Origin of the sequence: Pseudomonas sp. IT-93MI4, from assembly GCF_949767635.1 — a bacterium.
Classification (GTDB): domain Bacteria; phylum Pseudomonadota; class Gammaproteobacteria; order Pseudomonadales; family Pseudomonadaceae; genus Aquipseudomonas; species Aquipseudomonas putida_A.
On record NZ_CATKPP010000056.1, the window covers coordinates 342,805 to 352,360 of the forward strand.

General features: G+C 62.1%; 1 protein-coding gene. It reads left to right on the plus strand.

Features of this window, described 5'->3' with window-relative positions; genetic code table 11:
• Positions 1–105 precede the first annotated feature (105 nt).
• Positions 106–8,712, plus strand: coding sequence for a retention module-containing protein (locus ACM6I7_RS24385; RefSeq protein WP_414889423.1), 8,607 nt, complete (start codon positions 106–108; stop codon positions 8,710–8,712).
• The last annotated feature ends 844 nt before the right edge of the window (positions 8,713–9,556 follow it).

Sequence of the window (9,556 nt, forward strand, 5' to 3'; positions counted from 1 at the left end):
GCGAAACGAACTGTCGAGGTGCGAGCGTCGCCCCGACAACCCGATTGAGCCATGGGCTGCTTCGCGAACCAGTGCCGACGGTGGTCGGCAGCGGAGGAATTTCACATGGCAACGCTCATCGGGACAGTCACTAAAGTCATTGGTCAGGTTTTTGCGCAGGGCACCGACGGCACGCGCCGCGCCCTGGTCGAGGGCGACCGCTTGTTTGCCGGCGATCAAGTGATCACCGGCGCAGAAGGTGCCGTCGCCATTCATCTGCAAAATGGCCACGAGTTGACCCTGGGCCGCGACAGCAGCATGACCATGTCCGGGCAACTGCTGGCCAATCAGGCGGTGCATGTCGATTCCCCTGAAGCGCTGACCCCCAGCGAAGCACAACTGACTGACGTCGAGCAGATTCAGAAAGCCATCGCTGCCGGTGAAGACCCGACCAAAGCGGCAGAGGCCACCGCCGCCGGCCCGAATGCACCGGGCGGCGCGCCAGGTGAACTGGGCGGCGGTCACAGTTTTGTGCTGCTGACGGAAGTCGGTGGGCGCGTGGACCCGGTGATCGGCTTCCCGACTGCCGGTTTCAATGGTATTCCCGAGTTTCCCGAAGAGCGCCATAACGCAGTCATCGACAATGGCGACAACACGCCGATCGTGCCGCCGCCGGTCAACAACCTGGTGACCCTCAGTGGCCTCGCCGTGCCTGGCGGTGAGCTGACCCTCAACGAAGCCAACCTGCCTGCCGGCTCCTCTGCCAACCCCGGCGCGCTGACCCAGAGCGGCAGCTTCACGGTGTCGGCGCCGGACGGTCTGAGCAGCCTGAACATCGGCGGTATCAACGTGATCAGCGGTGGTGTGGCGGCCGGTTTCCCGCAGTCGATCACCACACAACTGGGCAACACCCTGACCATCACCGGGTATAACGCCAGCACCGGCGTAGTCAGCTACAGCTACACCCTCAACGGCAACGATGCCCATCCGGCCGGTGACGGCGCCAACAGCCTCAGTGAACATTTCACCGTGACCGCAAGCGACAGCAATGGCGACAGCGCCACCGGCTCGCTCGACGTCAACATCATTGATGACGTGCCCAAAGCGGCGAATGACAGCAACGCCAACACCGCCTCGGAAACCCAGTTGACCTTGACCGGCAACGTCCTGACCAACGATGTGCAAGGCGCTGACCGCGTGCCCACCGGCCCGGTCACTGCCGGCACCTTTACCGGCACTTTCGGTACCCTCGTATTGAATGCCAATGGCACGTACACCTACACCCTGAACACCAGCGACGCAGATTTCAAAGCGCTGCACGGTGGCGGCAATGGCACCGAGACTTTCACCTACACCCTCACCGATTCGGACGGCGATACCAGCACTGCGAATCTGGTTCTGCAGATTCACAACAACGACGATCCGGTGGTGATCAACGGGTTGAACGTTGAAGGTGGCGAGCTGACGGTTTATGAAAAAAACCTCAGCAGCGGTAGCGAGCCGGATGCCAATGCGCTGACCCAGAGTGGCACGTTCACTATCACCGCACTGGATGGCGTTACCACGCTGACGGTGGGCGGCATCGCCGTTGTCACCAACGGCGTGGCCGCGGGCTTCCCGCAATCGGTGACTACACCGTTGGGCAGCACGCTGACCATCACCGGTTTCAATGCCACCACCGGTGTTGTGAGTTACAGCTACACCCTGGTCGACAACGAGGCACACCCAACCGCCAATGGCGCCAACAATTTGCCTGAGCAGTTCGCCGTCACCGTCGTGGACGACAACGGCACGACTGCCAATGCAACGCTTGATGTGAACGTGATCGACGACCTGCCTAAAGCAATCGATGACAGCAACACTGGCACCGCTTCGGAAACTCAGTTGACCCTGACCGGTAACGTACTGACCAACGACGTACAAGGCGCCGACCGCGTACCCACCGGTCCAGTCACCGCCGGCACCTTCACCGGCACCTACGGCACCCTCGAACTGCACACCGACGGCACTTACACCTACACGCTGAACACTACCGACGCCGACTTCAAAAACCTGCACGGCGGCGGTAATGGCACCGAGACTTTCACCTACACCATCACCGATTCGGACGGCGATACCAGCACTGCGAATCTCGTCCTGCAAATCCACAACAACGACGACCCCGTGGTCATCAGCGGCCTCGACGTTAACGGCGGAGAGCTGACCGTTTACGAAAAAAACCTCAGCACCGGCAGCGCGCCTGATACCAACGCGCTAACTCAAAGCGGCACCTTCACCATCACCGCTCTGGACGGCGTCACCACGCTGACCGTCGGCGGCATCGCCGTGGTCACCAACGGCGTGGCCGCAGGCTTCCCGCAATCGGTCACTACACCGCTCGGCAGCACGCTGACCATCACTGGTTTCAACGCCACTACGGGTGTTGTGAGTTACAGTTACACGTTGATCGACAACGAGGCACACCCAACCGCCAATGGCGCAAACAACCTGCCCGAGCAGTTCGCCGTAACGGTAGTGGATGACAATGGCACCACCGCCAACGCGACCCTCGATGTGAACATCATCGACGACCTGCCAAAAGCGCTGAACGATTCCAACGCCAACACCGCGTCAGAAACCAATCTGACCCTCACCGGCAATGTCCTGACCAACGATGTTCAGGGCGCCGACCGCGTACCGACCGGCCCAGTGACTGCCGGTACGTTCACCGGCACCTACGGCACCCTGGAACTGCACACCGACGGCACCTACACCTACACGCTGAACACCACCGACGCCGACTTCAAAAACCTGCACGGTGGCGGCAATGGCACCGAAACCTTCACCTACACCATCACCGATTCCGATGGCGATACCAGCACCGCCAACCTCGTCCTGCAGATCCACAACAACGACGATCCGGTGATCATCAACGGGCTCGACGTCAATGGCGGTGAACTCACCGTCTACGAGAAAAATCTCACTGACGGCAGCGCACCGGATTCCACTGCGTTGACCCAAAGCGGCACGTTCACCATCACTGCGCTGGACGGCGTGACGACCCTGACCGTCGGTGGCATCGCCGTGGTCACCAACGGTGTAGCCGCAGGCTTCCCGCAATCGGTCACCACACCGCTGGGCAGCACGTTGACCATCACCGGATTCAACGCGTCCACCGGTGTCGTCAGCTACAGCTACACCCTGGTCGACAACGAGGCACACCCAACCGCCAACGGCGCCAACAATCTGCCTGAACAGTTCGCCGTCACCGTGGTGGACGACAACGGCACCACCGCCAACGCCACCCTCGATGTGAACATCATCGATGACCTGCCAAAAGCCGTGAACGACAGCAACGCCAACATCGCGTCGGAAAGTCAGTTGACCCTGACCGGCAACGTCCTCACTAACGACGTGCAGGGCGCCGACCGCGTACCCACCGGCCCGGTCACCGCCGGTACGTTCACTGGCACCTATGGCACGCTGGAACTGCACACCGACGGCACCTACACCTACACGCTGAACACCAACGACGCCGACTTCAAAAACCTGCACGGCGGCGGCAACGGCACGGAAAATTTCACCTACACCATCACTGACTCGGACGGCGATACCAGTACCGCCAACCTCGTTCTGCAGATCCACAACAACGACGATCCAGTGACCCTCAACGGCCTCGACGTAAATGGCGGCGAACTCACGGTCTACGAAAAAAATCTCAGCGACGGCACCAGTCCCGATACGCCGGCGCTGACTCAGAGCGGTTCCTTCACCGTGACCGCGCTCGACGGTCTGCAAACCCTGACCGTAGGCGGCATCAACGTCGTCACCGGTGGTGTGGCCGCAGGCTTCCCGCAATCGATCGTTACGCCGTTGGGCAGCACGCTGACCATCACCGGCTACAACCCGGCGACTGGCGTGGTCAGCTACAGCTACACCCTGGTCGATAACGAAACCCATCCGAACGGCAATGGCGCCAACAGCATCACCGAGAACTTCAACGTGGTGGCGACTGACACTGACGGCAGCACCGCCAGCGGCCAGATCAACGTCAACATCATTGATGACTTGCCGAGCGCGCACGCCGATTCCGCCTCGGTGGCGGAGGGCGGCACCGTCAGCGGCAACGTGCTCGACAATGACATCGGCGGCGCCGACGGCCCGGCGGTGACCGGCGCGGTGGTCGGTGTGCGCGCCGGCTCCGACACCTCGACCTCGGCCATTGGCGGCCTCAACAGCAACATCAATGGCACCTACGGTTACCTGACCCTCGATGCCAACGGCAACGCGGTCTATCACAGCAACCCCAATGCCGTGAACGGCCCCGGTGCGGTGGATGTGTTCACCTACACCGTGCGCGATTCCGATGGCGATGAAAGCACCACCACCATCACCATCGATGTCGCCAACAGCAAGCTGTATGCGACCAGCGACACCGACGTCACCGTCTACGAAAAAGCCCTCGACCTGACCAAGGACGGCGCCGATCTGGCCCCCGGTACGGTCACCGGCAGCGACCCGACCAATACGGGTGAAACCGCCTCCGGCACACTGGTCGGTTCGGTCACCGGTGCGGTCGGCGCCATCAGCTATGCGCTGGTCGGCAGTGCCACCGGCAATTACGGGCAGATCGTGCTCAACCCCAACGGCACTTACACCTACACCCTGACCTCGCCCGCGACCACCACACCACATGCCGACGACGGGGCCAATACCCTGACTGAAACCTTCACCTATCAGGCCACCGATTCGCTGGGCAATGTGGTCACCAGCACCATCGTTGTCAGCATTGTCGATGACGTGCCCAAGGCGATGAACGACAGCAACGCCACCAGTGCCTCGGAAACCCAGCTGACCCTGACCGGCAACGTGCTGAGCAACGACGTGCAGGGCGCGGACGTGGTCGCCACCGGACCGAATGCCGGGCCGATCACCGCCGGTACCTTCACCGGGACTTACGGCACGCTGGTGCTCAATGCCAACGGCACTTACACCTACACGCTCAACCCGGCTGACGCCGACTTCAAAGCGCTGCACGGCGGTGGAAACGGCACCGAGACATTCACCTACACCCTCACCGATGCTGACGGCGATACCAGCACCGCGAACCTGGTGCTGAACATCCACAACAACGACGATCCGGTGGTGCTCAACGGCCTCGACGTCAATGGCGGCGAACTCACCGTCTACGAGAAAAACCTCAGTGACGGCACCAGCCCCGATACTCCGGCGCTGACCCAGAGCGGTACGTTCACCGTCACGGCCCTGGATGGCCTGCAAACCCTCACTGTCGGTGGCATTGCCGTCGTGACCAACGGGGTCGCCGCAGGCTTCCCGCAATCGGTGGTGTCGCCGCTGGGCAGTACGTTCACCGTCACCGGTTACAACCCGGCGACCGGCGTGGTCAGTTACAGCTACACCCTGGTGGATAACGAAAATCACCCGACCGGCAACGGCGCCAACAGCCTCACCGAAAACTTCAACGTGGTCGCGACTGACACCGATGGCAGCACCGCCAGCGGCCAGATCAACGTCAACATCATCGATGACCTGCCGACCGCCAAGGCCGACACCGGCTCGGTGGCGGAGGGCGGCACGGTCAATATCAGCGTGCTCGGCAACGACGTCACTGGCGCCGATGGCGCAGCGGCGGGCGGGGCAGTGGTCGGCGTGCGTGCCGGCAGCAATACCGCGACCTCGGCGATCGGCGGCCTCAACAGCAACATCAACGGCACCTACGGCTACCTGACCCTGGACGCGGCGGGTAACGCCATCTACCACAGCAACCCGAACTCGGTGAGCCCACCGGGCGCCACCGACACCTTCACCTACACCATCCGCGACGGTGACGGCGACGAAAGCACCACCACCATCACCATCAACGTCGCCGACAGCAAACTGATTGCGTCGGTCGATCAGGACGTGACGGTCTACGAAAAAGCCCTCGACCTGACCAAGGACGGCCAGGACCTGGCCCCCGGCACGGTCACCGGCAGCGACCCGAGCAACACCGGCGAAACCGCCACCGGCACACTGGTCGGTGCGGTCACTGGCGGCAGCGGGGCGCTCACCTACACCCTGGTCGGCAGCGCCACCGGCACTTACGGGCAGATCCAGCTCAACGCCGACGGCACTTACACTTACACCCTGACCTCGGCACCGAAAACCACACCGAACGCCAACGACGGCGCCAACACCCTGAGCGAAAGTTTCACCTACAAAGCCACCGATGCACTGGGCAACAGCACCACCAGCACGATTGTGGTCAACATCGTCGATGACGTGCCCAAAGCCGTGGCGTCGGATCGTTCGGTGGCGGCGGTGGAGATCGATTCCAACCTGCTGATCGTCCTCGACATCTCCGGCAGTATGGCCGACGCCTCCGGTGTACCGGGGCTGTCACGGCTGGCGCTGGCCAAGCAGGCCATCAGTGCCTTGCTCGACAAGTACGATGATCTTGGCGATGTGAAGGTACAACTCGTCACCTTCAGCAGTAATGCCACTGACCGGACTTCGGTGTGGGTCGATGTGGCGACGGCCAAGTCCATACTCGCTGGCCTCACCGCCGGTGGCGGTACCAACTACGACGCTGCCGTGGCGGTGATGCAGACCGCGTTCAACACCTCGGGCAAACTCACCGGGGCGCAGAACGTCGGCTACTTCTTCTCCGACGGCAAACCCAACGAAGGCGACATCAACGCTGCCGACGAAGCCGCGCTGAAAAACTTCCTCGATGCCAACAACATCAAGAACTACGCCATCGGTCTGGGCAGCGGCGTGAGCAACGCCAACCTCGATCCGCTGGCCTATGACGGCATCAGCCACACCAACACCAACGCGGTGGTGGTCACAGATCTCAATCAGCTCAACTCGGTGCTCTCGGGCACCGTCGAAGGCGCGCCGGTCACCGGTTCGCTGCTGGGCGAGGGCGGTACCTTCGGCGCCGATGGCGGTTTCATCAAATCCATCGTGGTCGACGGCACCACCTACACCTATGACCCGCGCGCCAACAGCGGCCAGGGTTCGCTGACCGCAAGCGGCGGCACCAACCACGGCACCTTCAACACCGTGAACAACACGATCAGCATCGCCACCAACAACAGCGGCACGCTGGTGATCAACCTGGACACCGGTGACTACAGCTACACCTCGCAAAAAACCACGACCACGGTGATCACCGAGAACATCGGCTTCACCCTCAGCGATAACGACGGCGACCTTGCCAGCTCGACGCTGACGGTGAAAGTGATCCCCAATTCGCCACCGGTGGCGACGGACGACCACGTCATCACCAACGTGCTGTCGAGCAACATCACCGTGCCGGGCGAATTGTTGCTGGACAACGACACCGATCCGGACGGCGACACGCTCAACGCTTCGCCGACCAGCTTCAACACCGGATGGGTGGCCAAGGGCGCGGACTTCACCGGCACCGGCGCGATCAACTTCGCCGGCACCGGCAACACCGCCGCCAACCAAAACCTGGCCGACGTACGCGCTGCATTCGCCGCCAACACCGCCGCGATGACCGCAGTGCTGGTGGTCAGCGGTTACCTCGGTGCGGTGACCAATGCCAATGCCAACGATGAGGACCTGATCACCGTCAAACTGAAACAGGGCGAAACGCTGAACCTGGATCACAACCTCGCGGCCGGCCACGTCACCATGGAGTACTCGGTCAACGGCGGCGCGTTCGTCAGCATCGCTGACGGCGGCACCATCACTGCCGGTGCCGATGGCACCTACCAGATCCACGTGACCAACATCAGCAACACCAGCGGCAGCAATCCGACGGCAGCGGAAAACTATCAACTGACCATGACGGTCAACTACGCCGGCGCCCACGACGTGACGCCGGATTTCAACGGCATCTACACCGCCAACGACAACCATGGCGGCAGCGACACCGCCAACGTCAGCATCACCTATCAGGATGGCCACACCCTCACCGGTACTGCCGGGGATGACATTCTGGTGGCGGGCACCGGCAACAACATCCTCAATGGCGGCGACGGCAACGACGTACTGACCGCCGGTTCCGGCAACAACGAGATGCACGGCGGTGCGGGCAACGACTTGCTCTACAGCGGCCCGGGCAACGACATTCTCGACGGCGGCACCGGCATCGACACGGTCAGCTATGCCCACGCCACCGCCGGGGTCACGGTCAACCTCGGCCTGCTCGGCGCGCAAAACACCATCGGCGCCGGCACCGACACGATCAGCAATATCGAAAACCTGGTCGGCTCGAACTTCAACGACACCCTGACCGGCGACAACAATAACAACGTGATCAACGGCGGGCTGGGTAACGACATCCTCAACGGTGGCGGCGGCGATGACCTGCTGATCGGCGGCATGGGCAACAACACCCTGACGGGCGGGGCAGGCGCGGACACCTTCCAGTACCTCAAGGGCAATAGTGGCCACGACACCATCACCGATTTCACCCCCGGCACCGACAAGCTCGACCTGTCGCAACTGCTGCAAGGTGAAAACGGCACCACCGCCTCGCTCGACGACTATCTGCACTTCACCGTCACCGGCAGCGGCGCCTCGGTGCTCACCAGCATCGACGTCAGCGCGCTGGCCGGCGCCACGCCGAACCAGACCATCGACCTGGCCGGCGTCAACCTCGCCAGCCACTACGGCGTGACCCCGGGGGCGGGTGGGGTGGTAGCCGGCGGGCACGACACGGCGACGATCATCAGCGGCATGCTCAATGATCATTCGCTGAAAGTGGACACGGTGTGATCAAGGCCTGAAACGACAAAACCCGCCGCTCCGGTTGATCGGGGCGGCGGGTTTTGTCTGTCTGGAGAGATGGGGTGCCAGTGCGTCAGCCTTCGCGAGCAGGCTCGCTCCCACATTGGATTTAGGGTGATCAGCATTTTGTGAACAACAAAGCTCTCCTGTGGGAGCGAGCCTGCTCGCGAAAGCGTCCTCACAGCCGACCAATCCCCACCTGAATGCACACATTCCAACTGTGGGAGCGAGCTTGCTCGCGAAAGCGGCCTCCCAGCCGACCAATCCCTGACTGAATGCACTCAGTCAAATGGTGGGAGCTGGCTTGCCAGCGATGGCGGCCTCCCAGCCGACCAACCTCCCACCTGAATGCACGCATTCCAACTGTGGGAGCGAGCCTGCTCGCGAAAGCGGCCTCCCAGCCGACCAATCCCCAACTGAATGTACACACTCCAACTGTGGGAGCTGGCTTGCCAACGATGGCGGCCTCCCAGCCGACCAACCTCCCACCTGAATGCACTCATTCCAACTGTGGGAGCGAGCCTGCTCGCGAAAGCGGCCTCACAGCCGACCAATCCCTGACTGAATACACTCGGTCAAATGGTGGGAGCTGGCTTGCCAGCGATGGCGGCCTACCAGCCGACCAATCCCCAACTGAATGCACTCATTCCAACTGTGGGAGCGAGCCTGCTCGCGAAAGCGGCTTGCCAGACAACATCAAAACAACAGAGCAAACCCCGCACATAAACATAACCCCGCAACCACGTTTAAAGTACACGAACCGTTACGCCATACCGGCTACAACGCCTTGCGCCGTTACCTACGCGTACGCCAGAATCCGCCGGCTTACACG